Origin of the sequence: Nostoc sp. LEGE 12447, assembly GCF_015206985.1 — a bacterium.
Lineage (GTDB): Bacteria > Cyanobacteriota > Cyanobacteriia > Cyanobacteriales > Nostocaceae > Nostoc.
The window spans coordinates 102,187-123,993 of record NZ_JADEXT010000012.1; the positions used below are offsets into that span (position 1 = coordinate 102,187).

A 21,807-nucleotide genomic window follows, 5' to 3' on the forward strand; every position below is an offset into this window, starting at 1 on the left:
TGTAATTGTTGTTCTTACAGAGTTTGATCCACAGTTACAGAGAGTTTTGCCTTAACTTTGACACACCTATATTCTAAGGTGAAGTATGGTGGTAAGCAACGATCATTCTATTTACAATCTTTTAATAAGGTTTTGCTTTCTGATTTCATGTTCAGTTTGATTCAACAATTTATTCCTGATTGAAAATTAGTTTAGTAACTGATATGGATGCTAAAAAAATCAAAATTTTATTAGTTGATGATAAGCTAGAAAATTTACATTTTTTATCAGACATCCTTCACAACCAAGGTTATCAGGTACAAAGTGCCCTTTCTGGAGAATTGGCAATCAATAGGGCGCTGGCTTTTCCTCCTGATTTGATTTTACTAAACTTTCTCATTTCAAAAATGAATGGTTATGAGGTTTATCAAAATTTAAAATCTCATCAGAAAACTCAAGAGATTCCGATAATTTTTTTTGGTGTTTTAGATGAATTATCGGAAGAAGTAAATATTTGTGATTTAGGCGATGTTGACTATATTACTCAACCATTCCAAGCTAAAGAAGTTTTATTACGCATACAAAATCAACTAACTCGCCAAAGGCTGAAAAAACAGTTAAAAGAACAAAATTCCCAACTGCAAGAGGAGATTAAAGAACGTCAACGGGTTGCTATTGAGTTAAATCTTCGGAACCAACAGATAGAAGAAATTTTCACAGAAATTCCTGTTAGCCTTAGCAAAGCCTTTTGTAGAGAAGTTTACCAAAACGAACGCCTTTTAGTCGAAGCTGCTCTCAAGAAAAGTGAAAGTCAATATCGCCACCTAGTGGAGACATCCCAGGATATGATCTGGTCGGTAGATATTGATGGACTAATTACTTTTGTTAATCCGGCAGTCAAGCAGATTTATGGCTATGAACCCCAGGAGATGATCGGGCGTACGCTGACTGATTTTATCTCGCCTCAGCAAGTTGCTAAAGATAAAGTAGCCTTTGAGCGTGTTTTCCGGGGAAAGCCGATATTTCAACATGAAACTACCTGTGTAGCTAAAGATGGTACTTTACTCTATTTAATGTTTAATGCGATCGCATTACGCAACGAAGAGGGTTTAGTCAGAGGTATGACAGGCACTGCTAGTAATATTACACAGCGTCGAGGTATAGAAAAATTGCTGGAAGAAAGCGCGATTAAGCTCCGCAATCATAACCTAGTGCTAACACAACTGGCACAAAATCAGATCCTTTATCAGGGCGACTTGAAAGCAGCTTTGGGTAAAATTACAGAAACAGCTGTCAAAAATATGGGAATGGAACGAGCCAGTGTTTGGTTGTATGACGAAACAGGCTTGAAAATCGAGTGTTTTGACTTGTTTGAGGGCAGTCGCAATCAACATAGCGAAGGATTTTCTTTATCAGAGGCAGACTATCCAGCTTATTTTGCAGCTTTGCAACAAGATCAACCAATCGCCGCAGATGATGTCCATACCGATCCCAGAATTAGAGAATTTTCTCCATCTTACTCAAGATTAAATATTACCTCTATACTCGATACACCCATTAGGCAGGAGGGAAAAACCGTAGGGGTTTTATGTTTGGAGGCAGTGGGAGTTGCTCATCATTGGACGCTAGAAGACCAAAATTTCGCTCGCTCTCTGGGCAATTTAGTATCCTTGGTGCTAGAAGCAAAAGAACGTCAACGCGCCGAAGCCGCACGGAGGGCTTCTGAAGAAAAGTTAGCATCAGCTTTTCGGTCATCTCCCGATCCCATTGCCTTAATTACTGTTCCTGACAAACGCTTCGTCGAAGTTAACGACAGTTTTTGTCGGTTTTTTGGTTATTCTCATTCTCAGGTTATCGATCGCACCGATCAAGAATTGAATATTTGGGTGAATCCAGAAGAATATAATTTTCTCACCCAGATGCTGCAAAAAACTAAAGCTATTCGTAACTATGAGGTTGATGTCTGCACGTCCACAGGGGAAATCAGGACAACCTTGTTGAGTGCAGAAATGATCGAGATTGATGGGAAATGGTACGTACTAGGCACAGCGAAAGATATTACTGAACGCAAGCAGGCAGAAAATGAAAGCCGTTTGTTACTGTTGACAACCCAAGCCATCACTCGCGCCAATGATGTCAATAGCTCTTTAGCACTGGTCTTGCGCTTAATTTGTCATACTATTGGCTGGGATTTTGGTGAAGCATGGATACCTAATGAAGATAGAGCTGTTTTAGAACACAGCCTGGGCTGGTATGGTGAACAAAGCAATTTAGAAGAATTTTGCCGCCACAGTCAAATTGTGAAATTTCCTCTGGGAGTGGGACTACCAGGAAGAGTTTGGCAGAATCAGGAACCAGAATGGATAGAAGATGTTTCAGAAGTTACAGAGCCAATTTTTTTGCGATCGCAACAAGCAGCCAAGGTAGGATTAAAAGCTGGTTTTGGTGTTCCCATACTGGCTGGAAACGAAGTATTAGCTGTTTTAGTGTTTTTTAAACGTAGTTCAGTATTGGTAGATAGACGTTTGCTCTTGCTAGTAAATGCTGTTGCTGCTCAGTTAGGTGGGTTGATTGAGCGCAAAACCCTAGAACAAGAATTAGCACTCAGAGAAGCTCGTCTCAATGCCTTTTTTACGGGGGCTCCCGTCGGTATGAATATTGTAGATAACCAACTGCGATTTGTCCAAATCAACCAAGTGCTAGCGGAAATTAATGGAATATCCCAGGAAGCTCATATTGGTAAGACCATCCATGAAGCCTTACCCAAAATGGCCAGTGTCGTAGAACCATTTTATCAACAGGTTCTGTTGACAGGTGAACCCATCCTCAATCAAGAATTAAGCGCCGCATCAATTAAACAACCAGATATTATCCGCCACTTCTTAGTTTCTTATTTTCCGATTCCTGGTGAGGACAATCGGCTTTCTGGTGTGGGCGCGGTTTTAGTAGAAATTAGCGAACTGCAAGCAGCACTTCGCGAACGGCAAGCCGCGCTACGCGAACGCAAATATGTCGAACAAGAACTACGTTTAGCTAACGAGCGCCTTCAATATCTGCTTACTTCTAGTCCTGTGGTGATTTATAGCAGCAAAAAAACATTAGGCAATTTTAGCACTACCTTTATTAGTAAGAACGTTAAAGCAATGGTTGGTTACGAAGCGCAGGAATTTGTCGAAAATTCTAATTTCTGGCTGCATCATGTCCACCCAGAGGATATTGAACTGATTTCAGAAAAATTTTCCCAGTTGGTTGAGCAAGAATACACTTCCTATGAATATCGTTGGTTACACGCTGACGGAACTTATCACTGGTTTTACGAAAAGATGAGGTTAATTCGTGACGAAGCTGGTAAACCTATAGAATGTGTCGGTTATTGGACAGACATCAACGATGCTAAACTGGCAGAATTAGCTTTACAAACAGGTCGGCAGCGATATCAACTGCTAGCAGAAACCTCACCAGCTTGTATATTTCACACTGATGTGGATGGTAATGTCTTATATTTTAATCAACGCTGGAGTGAGATTAGTGGATGCAATTTAGAAGAGTCTCTGGGAACTGGTTGGACAAAAGCCGTACATCCAGACGATCGCGAGCAGCTATTGTTGACATGGAATCAAGCAAGAGTTGCTAAAATTATGTATAAGTACGAACATCGCTTTTTACGTGATGATGGTACAGTTGTCTGGGTAATTTGTCAGGCTTTGCCAGAATTTCGAGATGATGGAGAAATAAAAGGTTATATCGGTACGATTACAGATATTACCGAGAGAAAATTGGCAGAAGAAGCGCTGCGTGAGAGTGCAGAACGGGAAAGAGCGATCGCCCAAGTGATTCAAAGGATGCGCCAAACATTGGATTTAGAGACTATATTTGCGGCTACAACCCAAGAATTACGGCAAGTACTTAATTGCGATCGGGTTGTTGTCTATCGTTTCAATCCCCAATGGAGTGGCGAATTTGTCTCTGAGTCTGTAGATAATGGTTGGATTTCTCTGATAGAAGAACATAACAACGATCCTCATCTCACAGAAGGTGTCTTACAAGAGGGACGTTGCCTAACAAAAATTTTGGATAGTGCGGATAATCAAGCGGAAGATGCTGATATGCAAGCAATTCAAGATGGCATTTACACACAAGGCGCAACTTTTCGCTGCGTCCCAGATATTTACAATGCTGAGTTTCATCCCTCTTACATCAGCCTTTTAGAACGCTTTCAGGCAAAAGCTTACATCATTGTCCCCATTTTATATGGTAGTCAGATTTGGGGACTACTAGCGAGTTATCAAAATTCCGATTCCCGCCAATGGAAACCAGGAGAAATCAACATCGTAGTTCAAATTGGCAATCAGTTGGGTGTGGCTTTACAGCAGGCACAATTACTGGCGCAGACTCAAAGGCAGTCACAAGCATTGCAAGAAGCTGTGATCACAGCTGATGCTGCCAACCGCGCCAAAAGCGAATTCCTCGCCAACATGAGCCACGAACTGCGTACCCCACTTAACGCCATCCTCGGTTTTACCCAAATCATGAGCCACGATCATGCTTTATCTACTGAACATCAGCAAAATCTAGCAATTATCAATCGTGCTGGCGAACATCTTCTCAACTTAATCAACGACATTCTGGAAATGTCTAAAATCGAAGCTGGCAGAATAACATTAAATCTCAACAGTTTTGACTTAATTCGCCTCTTAGAAAACCTGGAAGAGATGTTGCGTTTCCGCGCCACTTCCAAAGGCTTAGAATTAAATTTTGAATATACATCTTACCTTCCACAGTATATCCAAGCTGATGAAAGTAAACTGCGTCAAGTATTGCTTAACCTCTTGGGAAATGCAATCAAATTTACCGATACTGGAAGAATAATGTTACGCGTAGCGATGGAGGATATGGGGGATAAAATTTTACCTCATCCTCCTCATCTCTTCTTCGAGGTTACAGATACTGGTCGCGGTATTGCGCCACAGGAAATTAACTTGCTGTTTGAAGCATTTGGGCAAACTGAAACTGGAAGAAAATCGCAACAGGGAACTGGACTAGGTTTAGCAATTAGCCGTAAATATGTGGAACTAATGGGAGGAAACATTAGCGTTACCAGCATTATTGGTGAGGGAAGTACATTTGCCTTTGATATTCAAATTGATCTAGCCACAGCCAGCGAAATCCAGATCCAACAAATTAGACGACAAGTTCTGAGTTTAGCACCCGCTCAAAACGAATACCGCATCTTAGTGGTTGATGACTCCACAGACAGCCGTTTAGTGCTAGTAAAAATTCTGACATCTATCGGTTTTGCAGTCCAAGAAGCGGCAAATGGCACGGAAGCGATCGCACTTTGGCAACAATGGCAACCACACCTAATTTTTATGGATATGCGGATGCCAATTATGGACGGCTACGAAGCCACCAAAATTATTAAAGCTAGAGAAGAAACTTCAGTCCCAAATCGCAAGACGATTATTATTGCCTTAACCGCTAATGCCTTTGAAGAACAACGAGAGGCAACAATCAAAGCTGGTTGTGATGATTATATTAACAAGCCTTTCCGTGAAGAAGAATTATTAGAGAAATTGAGTGAATATTTAGAAGTTCAATATATTTATCAAGAAGATAACTATCAGATAAAAAATGCAAACCAACAAATAACAGAATCAATTTTGAAGCTTACAGATTTAGTTCCTCTATTGTCTGAAATGTCGCCTGAATGGGTGAAACAGGTGTATACTGCCGCAGCCCAATGTAGTGATGACTTAATTTTAGAATTGATTGAACAAATTCCTTCAGAAAATGCTACTTTGAGCAATTTTATTCAGAATTTGGCTCATAATTTCCAGTTTGAGAAAATTATGGAATTGACAAGTATTGCAGGAGTATTATCTAGTTAATAACAATTATTAACTCAGTAGTAATAAGATCCATCCTAACTTACCGACACGTCTCTCTACAAAACTAAAATAATGTAGTAGATCCTCCTAAATCCTCCTTAAAAAGGAGGACTTTGAGGGGTTTTTACCGCACTTGTAACAAATAAAGCCCCCCTTTTGAAGGGGGGTTGGGGGGATCTCTTATCTATAATCTTGCTTTTGAATGCTCCCTAAACGAGCAGCATCACGAATATTGTAATCGGGTCGAGTAAAGCGATTTAGCTGCATTTCAAAAAAATCTCGATTGGCTTGTAAATGTTTGGGATTTGGGTCATCTAAAGGATATAAAAGTGCAGTTCGCAAAGCTTGAATTACCGCAGAAGTCACACAGTACATTGACCGTTGAAAACTAACTCCCAACTGAATCAACATATCTTCTTCACCCCGGCAATATTGGCTGTAGTAATCAACAAGATATGGGGGCAAAAAATGTAGCATATCTTGCATTAATAATGTCGGAGGAATGCCAGCAGTACCTACTGGAAATACATCAGCGTAAAGAATGCCATAGTGAAAGTCTTTCTGGTCTTCCGGTACTTGACGCGCTTGGGCATTATAAGATTTTGTCCCCCGAAAGGGTGCGGTGCGGTAGAAAACAGCTTCTACATAAGGTAATGCGGCTTCGTATAGCCACATGAAACCCTTTGATTTAGGGATAATTTCGTAGCATTCGCCACGAATATAAACGTGATGGTAAATGGGACGACCTGCGATCGCAAATATACCATTAACTAAGAAGCTCATTGCCTCTGGGACGGTGCTAATGGTACCTTCATCATAGCGATCGGACATTTCAAAGAACACTGGGGCCATGACTTCCCAGAATAAGCCCAGATTAGCGTAGTACGACATCTGGCGGCACTGTTCCAAAAACATATCGGGGAACAGCTTGTAAAGCCCCAGCATTACTGGGTTTCCTTGGAAGTAAGCTTTTATTGCTCGGTCAGCGTTAGCTTTGTATTCGTCTGAATCTAGATAAGGGTCAAATTGTCCACCCATCCCTCTGTGCCACAACATCGCCCGCATACAAGCTTCAGCAAACTCCATGTTAATGCGATCGTGGAACAAGTGATGCAATAACTTCGGCATTTTGAAAGTTTCACCCTTCTCGATAAATGCCAAAAGTTCTGGATGTGCTGTAGCTTCGCCGCGCCAAATTCGTAAATCGGCATCATCGCCAGCATAATGATTATGCAATTCTAAATACTCTTTGGGTAAGAAGTATTTAAAGAAAGGAACCGGGTTTAAAAATTCGTTTTCAGCAATATAAAGTAGGTCGCGCCAGTAAAAATCCATCGGCACAGCATAAGCTTTATATAAACCGATGATTTGCATCAAATTTTCTGGAGTATCGGGTAACATTGCACCGCCTGCTTCTAAGCGGTGAATTACTTCGGCAAATTCGTGCGTTGAAGGAGGTAATTTAATTGCTGTTTTAATTGCTGTCATATTATTTAGTAATTGGTGTTAGTGATTCTTGACGAATATTCAAGGCATGAAAAATGCTTAAAACATCATGTGTCCAAACTGGCAATATTAGCGTCATAGCAATTTCTTCAACGCTGTGAATTGTACCAGCAATACAAGTCAGCCATAAGGCAATTCCGGCGTAATCAAAGCCAAATAAGGCAATAATGGCAATAAAAAGGGTGATTCCCCAAAATTTTGCAGAGTAGGTGTGATAGCTAGCGGGTTTACCATATTTCACTAAATTCACTACCCACCACAGCAATTGAGCAAAAACAATCATTAGCAAAGGAACGCTATAAGTAACGAGAATATCTTGATGAACTATCCACGCACTCACGAAGATACAGCTAAAAAGGCAGACATCAGCCCAACTATCGGCTTGACGCAATTGGGCAGTGCTGACACCTAATCGTCGCGCAATAATGCCATCAAAAATATCTGAGAGAAAGGCTGCGACAAAACCGATGATGAACCAAATACTGGTTTTGCCATCCAAAGCATCTAATAGGAGGAATGGAGATATCAAAAAGCGAAATAGAACAAGACCACTGGGAATTAATGTGAGATTCATCCTTCCTCCTTTATCGATGCGTAACTCTCTGATTGATTACTTCAGCGCGACTTCAGAGATTACGGTTTTTTCCAAAGAGGGAATTGCAGCCACCATTGTTGTAGTTGTAGATTCACTCCAACGCACTAACCAAGTGGGCTGTACTCCCAAAAAGATGATAAAAGCTGCCAAAATTAAAGCTGGGATTTTCTCAGACCAAAGAACTTTGGGATAGTAGGCGACGTTATCGAGTCTGCCGAAACAGGTGCGGTTGAGGAGGATGACAAAATAAACTGCGGTTAATCCACTAGCGACTACACACAAAATTGTTGGAATGGGAAAGATTGAGAAACTACCTTGAAAGACGATAAATTCGGCGATGAATCCTGTTAAACCGGGAATACCAGCACTAGCCATCCCGCCTAAAACTAGTAAGGCGCTAATTAGAGGTAAACCACGGATGGGACTCATTAAACCATTGAGTTTATCTAACTCGCGGGTTCCGACTTTGGCTTCTACAACTCCCACCAAGTGGAAGAGAATTGCCAGGATGATACCGTGGCTGAACATTTGGGCGACTGCACCCACAAGTGCTAAGGGAGTACTAGCAGCACCAGCTAGCAAGATATAGCCCATGTGACCGACGGAACTGTATGCTACCATGCGCTTGATATCTTTTTGAGCGATCGCAATTACTGCCCCATAGATAGCGCTGATTGCTCCCCAAATTGCCAGAGTCGGTGCAATAATACTCCAAGCATGGGGAAACATCCCCAACCCAAACCGCAGCAATCCATAAGTTCCCAGCTTTGCTAACACGCCACCCAGAAGAATAGCAATTGGTGCTGAAGCTTCGACATAAGCATCCGGTAGCCAAGTATGGAAGGGAACTAAGGGAATTTTAATTCCAAAACCTAAGACTATTCCTGCTAGTAAAAGGATTTGTTTTGCTGTTGACAGATTTTCTGTAGAGACTGCATCAAAAGCAAAATTGGTAGAACCACTCAGCCACACCATACCCAAGAATGTTGCCAGAATTAATGCTCCCGAAACGGCAGTATAAATCAGGAACTTAATTCCAGCATAACCCCGTTTTGCCCCTCCCCAAATGGAAATTAGTAAGTAGAAAGGGATTAATTCTAGTTCGTAGAATAGGAAGAATAGCAGCAAATTCTCCGCGAGAAAAGCACCTGCAACCCCTCCACTCACTAATAAAATCATGGAGTAGAACAGCCGGGGGCGTTCAGTTTCTTTATTGCTGCTATAAATCGAAATCCAGGTGAGCAGGCTATTTAGCACCAACATTAATATAGAAAGCCCATCAACACCGATTTGATAGTTCAATCCCAGGGTTTCATTCCAGGGCAAATACTCTTTAAATTGCATTCCTGGATTGCTAATATCAAATTTTAGCAGGATAAATATGTTCCAGGCAAGAACTGTTCCAGAAAAAATTAATGCTGTTAAACGAATACGATGATTAGGGAAACTTACAGGTAATATTGCTATAATAGCGGCAGCTAAAATAGGGAGCCAAATCAAAACACTTAACATTATATTTGTCCTTTGTTATTTCTCCTTTGTTATTTGTCCTTTGTGCGTTAGTAATGACCACTGACTAATGACAAAGGACAAAAAACTAATTAGACTAAACTGATTCTGCCAGTATCTAAATCGTAATATCCACCAACTATTTTCAGTTTTTCTGCCTTGATTAGTTCAGATAAAACTGTAGATGATTTCAATTTTTCAACTTGTGCCAAAATATTTGCTTTACAGGCGTTTTCTAACTTATCTCCCGATGCTCCTTTGGAGCTTTCTACACTTGGTTTAATTGCTTCAAGCAAACTTCCAATTTGTCCTGGTACTTGAGCGCCTTTGATTGCGGCATCTACTGCACCACATCTTTCATGTCCCACTACCATGATGACTTTAGTACCTAATACTAAGCTACCAAATTCTAAGCTACCAATTTGCTGTGTTGTGGCAATATTACCAGCTATGCGGCAGACAAATAAATCTCCAAGTCCTTGATCAAAGACAATCTCTGAAGGTACTCGTGAATCTGCACAGCCTAGAATAGAAGCAAAGGGCTTTTGACCTTTGGAAACTTCGACTAAACGTGATTGAGTTTGATTGGGATTGCGACGTTTTGCTTTAACAAATCTATCATTACCCTCTAATAATTCTTTCAGTGCCTTATCGGGAGTAATATCATCTTCTGCTGGCGCTACTGGGGCTTTTTTTTCGGCTGCAAGTAAGTTTGAGCCAAGTCCAACTGTCAATACACCTGTACCGATCGCACCTGCACCAAACTTCAATAAACCTCTTCTGGAAAGATTGATTTGGGTATTTCGTATGCTCATGGAATTCTCCTGCAAATTTTATACTAAACTATCTGCTTGTTTGTAATCAAAGGGTGTTTAACTACCCTAGTGTTGAAATTGGAAAAATCAAATTTAAAAACTGCACTCCCCAAAATGGCCAAGCTACCCACATTCCTAAAACACTCACTCCTAGTAAGACAGTTAAAGCGTAAAATTGGGTTTGTCCAGAGGTGCTGTATTTTAAACTTTCGCCACCTAATAGCGAAAATAAACCAACCAAATTAACGATGCCATCGACAACAAAGCGGTCAATCATATCGGCAAGTTGGGAAATTTTGGCAACGCCAAAAATAATGGTTATCCGATAGAGTTTTGGGGTATAAAAGTCGTATGCGAACAAGTCTTGTAGACCTTTCCAAGGGAGGCGAATTGGTTTAGGAATATTGCCTAAATAAACCACACCAGTGATGCTGCAACCGGAAATACTCGACCAAATTAAAAGTAGTACGACATCTTTGTTTAGAGTTGCCCAATCGGGTAAAAGTGATAAGCTTTGCAACACTAAAGGAAGATGTAGACTAAAGGCAAGTAAAATTACCATTGGCAAAATCATTGGCCAGTGTGCTTCAGGCGATCGCTGACTCATTTGTGTAGCTTTACCACCAAAAATTAAACCGAATTCTCTGGTTAAACTCACGGCTGTCAAAGCGTTTACCGTTATCACTACTCCCACTAACCAAGGTTGCGTTTCCCACAACCCATCTGCTAGTTTCACTAACGCCCAAAAACTACCCAATGGTGGAAAACCAATTAACCCCAAAGTCCCGACGATAAAGGCTATTGCTGAAATCGGGCGACGTGTCCATAATCCGCCCAATTGGGTAACATCTTGGGTGATGCTATTCCAAATAATTCCGCCGGTACTCATCACCAATAGGGCTGCGGATATAGCATGGGTAAGTACTAACAACAGCGCTGCTTCATCTTGTTGCGTTCCCACAGCGATGAATACTAAACCCATGTATGCACTGACAGAATAGGATTGGCAGCGTTTAATATCAACTTGAGCGATCGCAATTAAAGAAGCACCTACTGCCGTCACTACCCCAATGGCCACCATAGCGGAGGAAACTATGGGCGACAGGCTTAACACAGGTTGCAGTTTAATCAGCACCCATGCACCACTAGCAACTACTACCGAATTCCGCAAAATTGTACTGGGAACTGGGCCTTCCATTGCTTCATCCAACCACAAATGCAGTGGAAACTGGGCACATTTACCCATTGGCCCAGCAATTAAGGCTAAACCTACCAGTGCCATTGTTGTCGGGTTGACGTTAGCAGTCGCCGCCCACTTAGCTAGTTCTGGATAACTCCAAGTTCCAGCTAGGGGCCATAATGCCAACACGCCCATCAGCAAAAATAAGTCTCCCACCCGCTTGGTTAAGAAAGCATCTCTGGCACCTGAGACTACCAACGGCTGGCTAAACCATAAGCCAACTAGTAGGTAAGTTCCCAGTGTGAGGACTTCCAAAATTACATAGCTGAAGAACAAATTATTACACAGAACCAGGGCACATAGTCCTGCTTCAAATAATCCTAATAAGGAATAGAAGCGTCCCCAACCCCAATCCATCTCCATGTAACCGATGGCATAAATCTGCGCCAGCAAATTCAAACCAGTAATCACAACTAAAGCGCCGACACTCACTGAGGATATTTCTAAAGCAATGGTGAGGTCTAAACCAGCTGTAGATAACCAAGGAATAAATACTTCTTGGGCTGGTTGATTCCAAGTTGCTTGTAAGGCGATCGCACTATGTACAAACGCCAAAAATGTCATCACCAAGTTTATATAACCCGCCGGTCTTGGCCCCGTTTTCCGAATAATTCCCGGCGACCAAGGTACGGCTAACAAGCCACCTATTAAGGCATAGCAAGGAACTAGCCAAACAGTCTCAAGTAGAAACTGAGCCATCAACTTACCTCTAGATTTGCATCAAAAGTTTGGGGTTTTGAATCAACTTACGTTGATCCCTATTAACCCAGCGATGTCTACTACGGGCTACGCCTACGCAGGTAAGACAATTTTATCTTTATTTAATCTTGTTAAAATAGCTTACCGTTATATCCGTCAAAATGGAATTACTTTATATAAACAAATGTAAGATAAATACTCTAAGGAAATCTTATATAATCAACCATCTGAGTAATGAATAATAGCTATTGCTTTTTATCTATGAACATGAGTTTTTACTTATTGACGTAAATGACAAAAGACGCAATTAATTGCGTCTCTAATAAGTCAACTAAATTTGATTCATATTATTGTAATTTTGTCAACCTGCCAAAAAACAGAAATAATCACAGGCGCTTGGTCAAATTGGCTGATAGGGGCGGGTTTCATATCTCGGTAGTCCAGCAGTTGGACTAAGATCAGGTAAGCGATCGCTAAAATAACCGAAATCGCACCTGTAAGAATAGCAATTAATTTTGAACGTTCCATCAGTATTTCCTATATTTAAAGTTATTGTGCTGTGTCTATATCCTAATAAGTTCTAGTTAAGGCTTGATCGTCCTAACCCTACTTAAAAAGAGGATACGCTGAAAGCGTTAGTGAGTCTGCCAGGTCAGAGGTTCCTCCAATTCAAGCAAGTGAGTGGTCTGGGCTGCACAAAATATCACAAACCCAAGCGTATTAGCCTATATCTACATTAATACTTCACATACACACCACATAGTTACCGATATACTCATAGTTATTCAAAGCAATAGTTTAGTACGTTGCACCTACCTATTTACAGCAGTTTTCTTTTGTATGAAGTACAAAGAGCTACAAGTTTTGAGGCAGGATAGTGCAGCCTTACGGCAGCAGACAGATCGCTTTTAGCGTCTCCCCTTGGGAGAAGGCAAGAGATAGAAACTTTATCTGATGCGTGAGTTCTGCATTTGTACCTAAATTATTTGCAAAATACTGTATCTTTACATAGTTCAATTGTTTCATACCCACCTACTTATTGCAATCATATATGAAAATAGAGTTTTGCTTGCACTGCAAACATTTGCAAACTCTAAAAGGTGTGGCAAAACATAGCAAAGTTAAGCATAAATTTAAGTACTAATAGACTCATAATCTTTCTTGATTACAGCTTTTAGAAATTATTTTTAATTAAAAAATGACAGAGTTTCTGTTATCTTATTAGGATATTAACTACTGCGAAATAATCACTTAATTATAAATTTAAATTTCCATGATTAGTATTGCTAAATTAAATAAAATTGACTTTATAGTTTTGATTACTATTGTCATTATCGGTCTGATACATTTACCTTTTCCATTTGACGGAGATCAAGCATTTTTTAGGCTAGGTGCTTTGGAAATGCAACAAGGAAAGGTGCTTTATCGAGATTTTTGGGATATTAAACAACCGGGAATTTTCTCATTTTATTTTTTAGCAGGAACTTTATTTGGTTTTAATGAGATTGGCATCCATGTATTTGAACTTATTTACATGGTATTTTTTTCGATAATATTGCTACTGACCCTAAAAAGCTATTTTCGACATCAGATAATTGCAAGTCTAGTACCTTTGTTAACAGTTGGCGTTTACTATATTGTTTCCGGTGCTTGGCATCTGACTCAAGTAGAAGCACTGGTCGGGTTTCCTTTATTCCTTTGTCTTTGGGTTACTTTTAAATCTTTTACAAAAGAAGGAAAACAAAGATTTTATCTGCTTTTACTGTCAGGCTTTTTAGGCGGAATTGTTCTTTTATTTAAATTCTTATTTCTGCTGATCTTGGTTTCATTTTGGCTAAGTATATTGATGTATTCTATACTAATAAAACGCCACAGTATTCAAAAAAACTTCATTGAGATTTTTATCCCAATTTTTATAGGAGTTACATTTCCTCTTTTGGTTGTTGCCAGCTACTTTATCTCGGTTAATAGTTTTGCGATAGTGTTTAAGACATTTTTTATATATCCACCGATGATTGTTGCTAATGCTGCATTTAATAAAACTAATTTTGTTTTGGGAATAAAATGGTTATTACAGAATTTTTATTCTTTAATTTTAATGACTGCTGTTGCAGTCTATGTATCATTGTATAAATCTAAGAATATATTGACTTTGTTACTTGTTATTTGGTGTATTTTTGCTTTGTCTGTTATTCTTCTACAGGGAACAGCATTGTGGGAATACCATTATTTACTATTGTTTGTACCTATAGGTATTTTAGCAACTAAGGGATTAGATATATTGTGGGATTCCTTAAAAGGATTAAAGTCTCGAATCCCAACTATTTTACTGGTATTTTTATTGTTCTTACCTTTCTCTTTCACTCTCGTAAAAAAGAGTATTACTCTGGTTAATAATAATTTTGCTTTAACTGAAGATACGCGATTGCAATATCAGGCTGTCTTTAGACCAAAATATCTATCTCTTCGTTCAGAAGCTAATTTTATATCTCTACCAGGAAATCTTGTTGGTGATATTTATGTAGCTGGCGATCCATCTATTTACTATTTTTCTGGTCGGAATCAAGCTACAATACTACGTGGTTGGGCTCTTGAATATTTTTTATCTGAGCAATGGTCAGCACTTATAAAGCAGTTGGATTTATCAAAGCCTCCTTATATTTTTATTGATTACGAACCGCAGGCTATAATCAAAGAAAAATTTCCAAATCTCCTAGAATTTATTGAGCAAAAATATCAGATTTTACGTCAAGATAATAATGGTATTTGGTATATCTTGAAGGAAGACTCCGAAGTGAGAATTTAGAGGATATTTTAAAAGTCCCCTTGTCTGATGTTTGATAAACCACTTTTAGGCGATAGTATAACTGTAGATTATTGCAATTCTCTCATCTACCATGCCAAAACAGTCTATAGGTCTTGACGATCAACTCTATAATTACCTTTTATCCGTTTCACTGCGGGAACCAGAGATTCTTTTGAAGTTGCGCCAAGAAACTGCCAGTCATCCCAGAAGCACAATGCAGATTTCACCAGAACAAGGGCAGTTTATGAGACTGCTAGTACAGCTAATTGGAGCCAAGAAAACCCTAGAAGTTGGTGTATTTACAGGTTATAGCTCGCTCTCAGTGGCTTTAGCACTTCCTGATGATGGTAAAATTATCGCTGCTGATGTAAGTGAAGAATTTACTGCGATCGCCCGCCGATATTGGCAAGAAGCCGGAGTTGCCCATAAAATCGATCTACGATTGGCTCCAGGTCTAGAAACTTTAGATCATCTGTTGGCAACTGGACAAGCTGAGACATTTGATTTTGCTTTTATTGATGCTGATAAAGAAAATTATGATGGATATTATGAGCGATCGCTGCAATTATTGCGTCCAGGTGGCTTAATTGCGATTGATAATGTTTTATGGTCAGGACAAGTTGCTGACCCGGAAAATCAAGATGAAAGCACCCAATCGATTCGCGCACTCAATGAGAAGTTACATCATGATGAACGGGTAACACTCTCCCTTGTCCCCATTGCCGATGGACTTACCTTAGCCATCAAGCGGTCTTAATATAGTGTCACCATCCCGTAAAAATTCCAGAATCGCTGCATTCAACTCCTTAGAAGAACCACTTGAAGCGTCATGATAGCAGTTAGACAAAATTTTTAATTTGGAATTTGGGATATGCTGATGTAATTTTTCACCATGAGTAGCAGGAAACCAACTATCTTGATCGCCCCACAAAACTAGTGTAGGACACTTAATTGCACTTAGTTTATTTTGAATTTTGGTAAGCATATTTGGCTTGCTTGCTTGCCAATTCTCAATTTCTCGCGCTGCTATTTGTAACTCTTCGGCAACTTTGACAATCGTACCAGGAAATTGAATAAAGGGGTAAGTTATCCAATAGACATCTTCTTTTGTCAAAATTGACGGATCAAATAATACCCCACGTCTTTCTATTGCCATAATTTCTCTTAATAGAGGTGCAAACAAATATGCCAGACGTAAGGAGTCAATTGTTTGGATGATTTCTAGAGGAGTTTGGGCAAGTAACCCCATAGCCCAATGGGGCAGACGTTGGGCAAAAACAGGTACATTTACTACTACAAGCTGCCCGATTAACTGCGGATTTTCTTGAGCAAGAGCAAGGGCAACTAATCCCCCCAGAGATTCCGCTACAATCACTGCTGGTTCATCACATAATGCCTGAATAATTCTTTGAAACTCAATAACTTGATGACCGTTGTGTTCTCGACGAGACAATGGTTTTTCAGAAAATCCAAAACCTTTGGCATCAAAACAAATTACCCGAAAATATTTAGATAATTCTGTTACACTGTGTCGCCAATTATAGCTCCAACTACCCATGCCATGTAATAAAATTAGCGGTTTCCCTCTACCTTTTTCGCCATAAGAAATTTGTACAGGATAGCCTTTAGCATCAGTAATAATTAAAGTTTGTCGTCCTTTGGGAAAAGTCGCTTGCCACCAATCTTTCATTCCATTATCTATCAATAATTTAACCACCAGTTAAAGCGTTCCAGAATATTCTAATTAGTATCACGGGTAATGCTACTAAAACAATGGATATCAGCAACAATCCAACCAAAAGAGCAATGATAAATAACCTGTCTGCACTCTTTTGCTCGCTAGGAAACTTTAAGTATTCTTCCAATAGCTTGATATTATTAGTGTTAGCTCTCCAGGCAAAATCAAAAAAGTCTCCCAAAACGGGGACAGCGCCTACCAAGCCATCAAGGATCACATTGACAACCATTTTACCTAAAGTGGCTCTAGAGACACCCAGCCGCGCTGCTTCTAGGATGATGTAGCTAGAAAACATGACTCCCAAAAAATCACCACCAATAGGTATAAGTCCTAAAATTGGATCTAGACCGAAACCAATCTGTGTACCAGGAATAGTAATAACATTATCCAGCAGCCGACTTAACTGACGCAGGCGCTTCAAGGTGGGTGCTTTAGCATCAGGTTCAATCATAGAAAACCGAGGAGGAGAATCTGGCATGAAAGCGATCGCTAATTTTGCATTGAATCGTTAGATATTCTACTCCCCTACTGAGCTTTTGCAAAAGTTTTCTCCAAAAGTTTTCTCAAGGATTTACAGAAGAAAGGCAGGGGGCAGGAGGCAGGAGGCAGGAGGAAGAAAATATAATTTTTACCCTCTGCTAAAAGGGTTTAAAGTCCCTAAATTTATTTATGAAAAAAAGAAAAAATATGTATTTCAAGACGTGCAGTGCAAGAAATACAGCGTCCTTATTAAATCCCCTAATATTTATTTATGGGGATTTCTTCTGCTTTCTGCCTCCTGCCTCCTGCCTTCTGCCTCCTTAAAAATTAATATTTTTCATTAGATTGTGACTGTGCTTTTAGACGCATATCTTCACCGACTGTCACGTTCAACTGATCGCCGATTAACAGTACAGCAGCGCTCATCGACAGCCAGAGCATTAAAACTATCACAGCCCCTACAGCACCATATACTTTATTATAATTGCCAAAATTCGCCACATAAAGCCGAAATAGGGCAGATAATATTGCCCAGAAAACAGCTGCCAAAATTGCTCCAGGCATCATTGGCGTGCCTGAGTTCCATACACTTGGCCCATAGCGATAGACAAAGCCAAAAGCAACAGCAACAATACTTAAAGCTAAAGGCCAGCGTAACAGCTGCCAAAGATGTAATAAGACGATCAAGGAACGATTTTCGCGTACTACCATTCCCAAAAGCCAATCACTGGTAAACACTAAGAAAGAAGCTAGCACTAAAAGCAACATAGTACCAACTGTTAATCCCAGAGAGACGAGCTTGGCTTTCCAAAAGGGGCGCATATTTTCTGAAGGAATTTGATGAATTTGGTCGAGGGCTGTCATAGCGGTACTCACCGCCCCAGAAGCAGTCCAAATTGCTAATACAAAGCTCAGAGAAAATAAGCCACTGTTTCTAGAATTGGTAATTTCTGTGGTAGCAAAATCACGAATTAGAATCAGGGCTTGTTCGGGTAGGATTTGACTAAGTTGGGCCGCTAGTTGTTTAAAGGTAGCTTGTAAAGATTCTGCCAATAAACCAATGGCTGTGAGGACAGCAAGAATTGCTGGAAACAGCGATAACATGGCATTGAAAGCGATTTCTGAAGCTAGTCCCAAAAGTCGTCTTTCCATTGTCCTAGCAAAAGTTTTTTTGAGCGTGCGCCAATTGAGGTAGTAAAAGAAACGAAAAAAACGAGGTTTTGGCATAATTTAGAGTTAAAACTGGTTAGGTTTCTTAACTACTGTGCCAAATTTTGCGTAGCGATCGCATTTATCTTTTTACCGCAATAATACCGAGTGAGGGGCAGGGAGGCAGGGGCAGAATAACAAATGACAAATGACAAATGACAAATGACAAATGACTATTTAATTTATGAATCAAGATTTTACACAACAGTGGTTGACAGAAATCCAGGAACTCAGAGAGCAGATGGCGGTACTTCAGAGCGATCGCGATACGGCTTGGGAAAGTGCCCAAAAATGGCGACAGCTTTACAACACAGAAGCAGAACAACGCCGCACAGATGCCCAACTGTCCCAACAGGCGATCGCATCACTCAAGGCAGACTTGCATAAACTCCGGGGTCTTGAGGTCGAGACACTGGCTGCTGGGACATCACTAACAGCGATTCAACAAGAGATAGAACAATTAAAATCTGTGGAGGAGTTACAAACTAAACTCATCGCCCTAATCAAAGAACGCGATCGCCTCTTGCAAGCTTTAAAGACTGAGCAGGATAATCACGCCCAAAGCCGCAATAGCCTTACTACTGCTTTGGGTGATGCTATTGATAGCTTGACACAGGAACGAGCCAGAGGAGAAAAAGAGAGTCAATGACCAGCGTGAACTTCGGTGATTTTGAATTTTTACAGCAGTTTTCAGGTATTTAGACCACAACTGAGACGGGGAAAGGGAAGAGACGCGATAAATCGCCGTCTTTACAATAATCAGTCCTTTGTAGAGATGGTGATTTATCGCGTCTTTGTGATTTTCATAAAATAAACCTTAACTGAACCGTATTGAGAGTGGTGTAGATAACGCTATCATTGTCTCGGCTGAATGCCAGAAACAATTAATGTTTCTATCGACTTGCTATCCAGGGGTTGGGAGAAAAAATATCCCTGTGCGTATTTACATTTCATGGCTCTAAGTTGTGACAGTTGCTCTACCGTTTCTATGCCCTCTGCTATTACATCTATATTTAGACTCTCGGCTAAGGTGATGATCGCCTGAACAATCTCTAAGTTTTCTCCATTAGCACCAATCTTAGTAATAAAAGAACGATCAATCTTCAAAGCATTACTTGGAAAGCGGTGCAGGTAACTCAACGATGAATAGCCTATGCCAAAATCATCTAAGTGTAATTGGATATTCATCTGTTGTAGTTGCAAGAGCATAAAAGTTGCTGACTGAATATTTTCCATCAGTACGCTTTCAGTAATCTCCAACTTTAAATTACTGGCTTCCAGGGCAGTCTCTTGCATAATTTGGTTAATTTGCTCAATCAGATCGGGTTGTAAAAACTGTTTAGTGGAAAGATTTACACTGATTGTCAAGGGTGGATCGGTTGGAAATTGGATTTGCCAAGCACGCATCTGCCGACAAGCCTCGCCCAATACCCAGTAACCAATAGGGATAATCAACCCAGTTTCTTCTGCTAGTGGAATAAAGCTGTCTGGAGGAACTAATCCGTGTTGCGGGTGTTGCCAGCGAACGAGAGCCTCGAAGCCAACAATTTTGTAAGTTTCTAACAAAACAATTGGCTGGTAGTAAACCTGAAACTCCTGGCGTTCAACTGCCCGTCGTAGATCCATCTCTAACTCTAATAGCTTCGTTATTTGGGTGTACATGGTTGAGTCAAATATCTCATGGCGTGCTTTACCCAATGCTTTAGCGCGATACATTGCAATGTCAGCGTCGCGCAGGAGTTGCTCTGGTAGGTTGTAACTACCCTTGCTCACGACGATGCCAATGCTGACGGTGGTAAAAACCTCATATCCTCTGAGTGTGAACGCAGATGTCAGAGCTTCATGTATCCGCTCCACTACGCCTATTGCGTCATTGATGCTGTTGATATCATCAAGCAAAATTGTAAACTCATCTCCCCCTAGACGGGCAACTGTGTCTCCAGCACGCACACAGTTTTCCAGTCTGCGAGCAAGGGCAGTTAGTAGTTGGTCGCCAATCATGTGACCGAGACTGTCGTTGACAACTTTGAAGCGATCTAAATCTAGAAAGAGAACAGCGAATGTATAGTCCGCACGTCGTTTTGTCAACATCAGCGCCCGTTCTAGCCGTTCCATAAACAAGGCGCGGTTTGGCAGACTGGTTAGTATATCGTGAAAAGCATCATGAATTAATTGTGCCTCCGCAAGTTTTAGAGCAGTAATATTGCGAGAAATACTCAAGACAAAGTATACTGAGCCGTCGCTAGCCAATTCAGGCACAAGACGGGTATGGTAATGTCTTGTTTGGGCAGCGATCGCTAAAGTGCATTCAAACTCTGTTTCTTGCTTAGTTTGGAAAACTTGCCCAAGCTTGCGATCGCACATCCGGCAAAATTCTTCCGGTAGATTTAACTCTGCGTTTGTTTTGCCAATAAATGTTTCGGCTGATATCCCTGTAACCTTTTCAATAGCTGGATTAACGTAAATGTAGCGCAATTGAGTGTTAAATCTGGAAATAATATCAGGTGCATTTTCAACTAGTGCTTTGAATTCTTGCTGGCGACGCGCTAGTGCCTCCAATATCTGCTTGCGCTCGGTGATATCCTGAAAGACAAGAACTGCACCCGTGATGTTACCGTTGTCATCTTTAATCGCTGCAATACTATCATCAATAGGGATTTCTGCACCATTTCTAGTAATAAGTATAGTCTGTTCTGGTAGACCGGCAGTAATCCCCGACTGAAGGACTTGCGTTATCGGACTTTCAATTATTATCCGAGTTTCTTCATGAGCAATATTGAATACTTCTGTTGCTTCTTTACCAAACGCATCTGAATAATTCCAGCCCGTCAGTTCCTCCGCAATAGGATTCATAAAAGTCACAGTTCCAGATGCGTCGCTAGTAATCACAGCATCTCCAATACTTTTCAGTACAGTAGTCAGCCATTGTTCATTCTGTTTTAATTTTTTTTCCGTCCGATGTTTGGAAAGGGTAATTTCAATAGTGAACTTTAATTCTTTTTCTTTAAAAGGCTTAAGAATGTAGCCAAACGGCTCTGTTATCTTTGCCCGATCCAATGTTGATTCATCTGCATTAGCAGTAAGATATATGATTGGAATATTAAAAATATTATGAATTATCTGAGCCGCCTCCACACCGTCCATCTTTCCTTTGAGATGAATATCCATTAAAACTAAATCTAGAGAATCATCTGCTGCTTTCTTAATTGCTTCTTCTCCAGAATCGGCAAGCCCCAAAACAGTGTATCCAAATTTTCTTAGCCGACTTTGTATATCCATTGCCACGATGATTTCATCTTCAACAACTAATATATTTACTGGGTTCATGATTTTATTTATCTTA

The 21,807-nt window shown here is 40.3% G+C and carries 14 protein-coding genes; 4 read left to right on the forward strand and 10 right to left on the reverse strand.

Annotated elements, in window-relative coordinates; all coding sequences use genetic code 11:
* The first annotated feature begins 203 nt into the window (after positions 1–203).
* The gene (locus IQ274_RS15125; RefSeq protein WP_194142749.1) at positions 204–5,867 is read left to right on the forward strand and encodes a PAS domain S-box protein; all 5,664 of its coding nucleotides are present in this window, start codon (positions 204–206) and stop codon (positions 5,865–5,867) included.
* 180 nt (positions 5,868–6,047) lie between these two features.
* Here the strand turns inward: IQ274_RS15125 and IQ274_RS15130 are convergent, their stop codons facing one another.
* From IQ274_RS15130 to IQ274_RS15155, 6 genes are all read right to left on the reverse strand, one after another.
* Entirely contained in the window at positions 6,048–7,355 is a 1,308-nt protein-coding gene (locus tag IQ274_RS15130; protein ID WP_194142750.1) for a CO2 hydration protein, read from the reverse strand.
* A gap of 1 nt (position 7,356) precedes the next feature.
* A complete protein-coding gene (locus tag IQ274_RS15135; RefSeq protein WP_194142751.1) occupies positions 7,357–7,947 on the reverse strand; it encodes a CDP-alcohol phosphatidyltransferase family protein in 591 nt (196 codons plus the stop codon).
* 36 nt (positions 7,948–7,983) lie between these two features.
* Positions 7,984–9,480, reverse strand: coding sequence for an NADH-quinone oxidoreductase subunit M (locus IQ274_RS15140; RefSeq protein ID WP_163928054.1), 1,497 nt, complete (start codon positions 9,478–9,480; stop codon positions 7,984–7,986).
* 89 nt (positions 9,481–9,569) lie between these two features.
* Entirely contained in the window at positions 9,570–10,292 is a 723-nt protein-coding gene (locus IQ274_RS15145) for a carbonic anhydrase (RefSeq protein ID WP_194142752.1), read from the reverse strand.
* Positions 10,293–10,353: 61 nt separating this feature from the next.
* The gene (locus IQ274_RS15150) at positions 10,354–12,231 is read right to left on the reverse strand and encodes an NAD(P)H-quinone oxidoreductase subunit F (protein ID WP_163928052.1); all 1,878 of its coding nucleotides are present in this window, start codon (positions 12,229–12,231) and stop codon (positions 10,354–10,356) included.
* Positions 12,232–12,573: 342 nt separating this feature from the next.
* A complete protein-coding gene (locus tag IQ274_RS15155) occupies positions 12,574–12,759 on the reverse strand; it encodes a hypothetical protein (protein WP_163928050.1) in 186 nt (61 codons plus the stop codon).
* Between the two features lie 745 nt (positions 12,760–13,504).
* Between IQ274_RS15155 and IQ274_RS15160 the strand changes: the two genes are divergently transcribed.
* The gene (locus IQ274_RS15160) at positions 13,505–15,037 is read left to right on the forward strand and encodes a hypothetical protein (protein WP_163928048.1); all 1,533 of its coding nucleotides are present in this window, start codon (positions 13,505–13,507) and stop codon (positions 15,035–15,037) included.
* Between the two features lie 91 nt (positions 15,038–15,128).
* Entirely contained in the window at positions 15,129–15,794 is a 666-nt protein-coding gene (locus IQ274_RS15165) for a class I SAM-dependent methyltransferase (RefSeq protein WP_163928046.1), read from the forward strand.
* Here IQ274_RS15165 and IQ274_RS15170 read toward each other — a convergent pair.
* The 3 genes from IQ274_RS15170 to IQ274_RS15180 form a co-directional block, all read right to left on the reverse strand.
* A complete protein-coding gene (locus IQ274_RS15170; protein WP_163928099.1) occupies positions 15,774–16,727 on the reverse strand; it encodes an alpha/beta fold hydrolase in 954 nt (317 codons plus the stop codon). The genes IQ274_RS15165 and IQ274_RS15170 overlap by 21 nt on opposite strands.
* A 19-nt stretch (positions 16,728–16,746) precedes the next feature.
* Positions 16,747–17,253: a DUF4112 domain-containing protein gene (locus tag IQ274_RS15175; protein WP_163928044.1), complete on the reverse strand. Its 507-nt coding sequence runs from the start codon at positions 17,251–17,253 to the stop codon at positions 16,747–16,749.
* 329 nt (positions 17,254–17,582) lie between these two features.
* On the reverse strand, positions 17,583–18,482 hold the full coding sequence (locus tag IQ274_RS15180) for a YihY/virulence factor BrkB family protein (protein WP_194142753.1): 900 nt from the start codon (positions 18,480–18,482) through the stop codon (positions 17,583–17,585).
* A gap of 166 nt (positions 18,483–18,648) precedes the next feature.
* Between IQ274_RS15180 and IQ274_RS15185 the strand changes: the two genes are divergently transcribed.
* Complete coding sequence (locus IQ274_RS15185) at positions 18,649–19,113, forward strand: hypothetical protein (protein WP_163928040.1); 465 nt, start codon at positions 18,649–18,651, stop codon at positions 19,111–19,113.
* 206 nt (positions 19,114–19,319) lie between these two features.
* Here IQ274_RS15185 and IQ274_RS15190 read toward each other — a convergent pair whose 3' ends face one another.
* A complete protein-coding gene (locus IQ274_RS15190; RefSeq protein WP_194142754.1) occupies positions 19,320–21,791 on the reverse strand; it encodes an EAL domain-containing protein in 2,472 nt (823 codons plus the stop codon).
* Between the last annotated feature and the right edge of the window lie 16 nt (positions 21,792–21,807).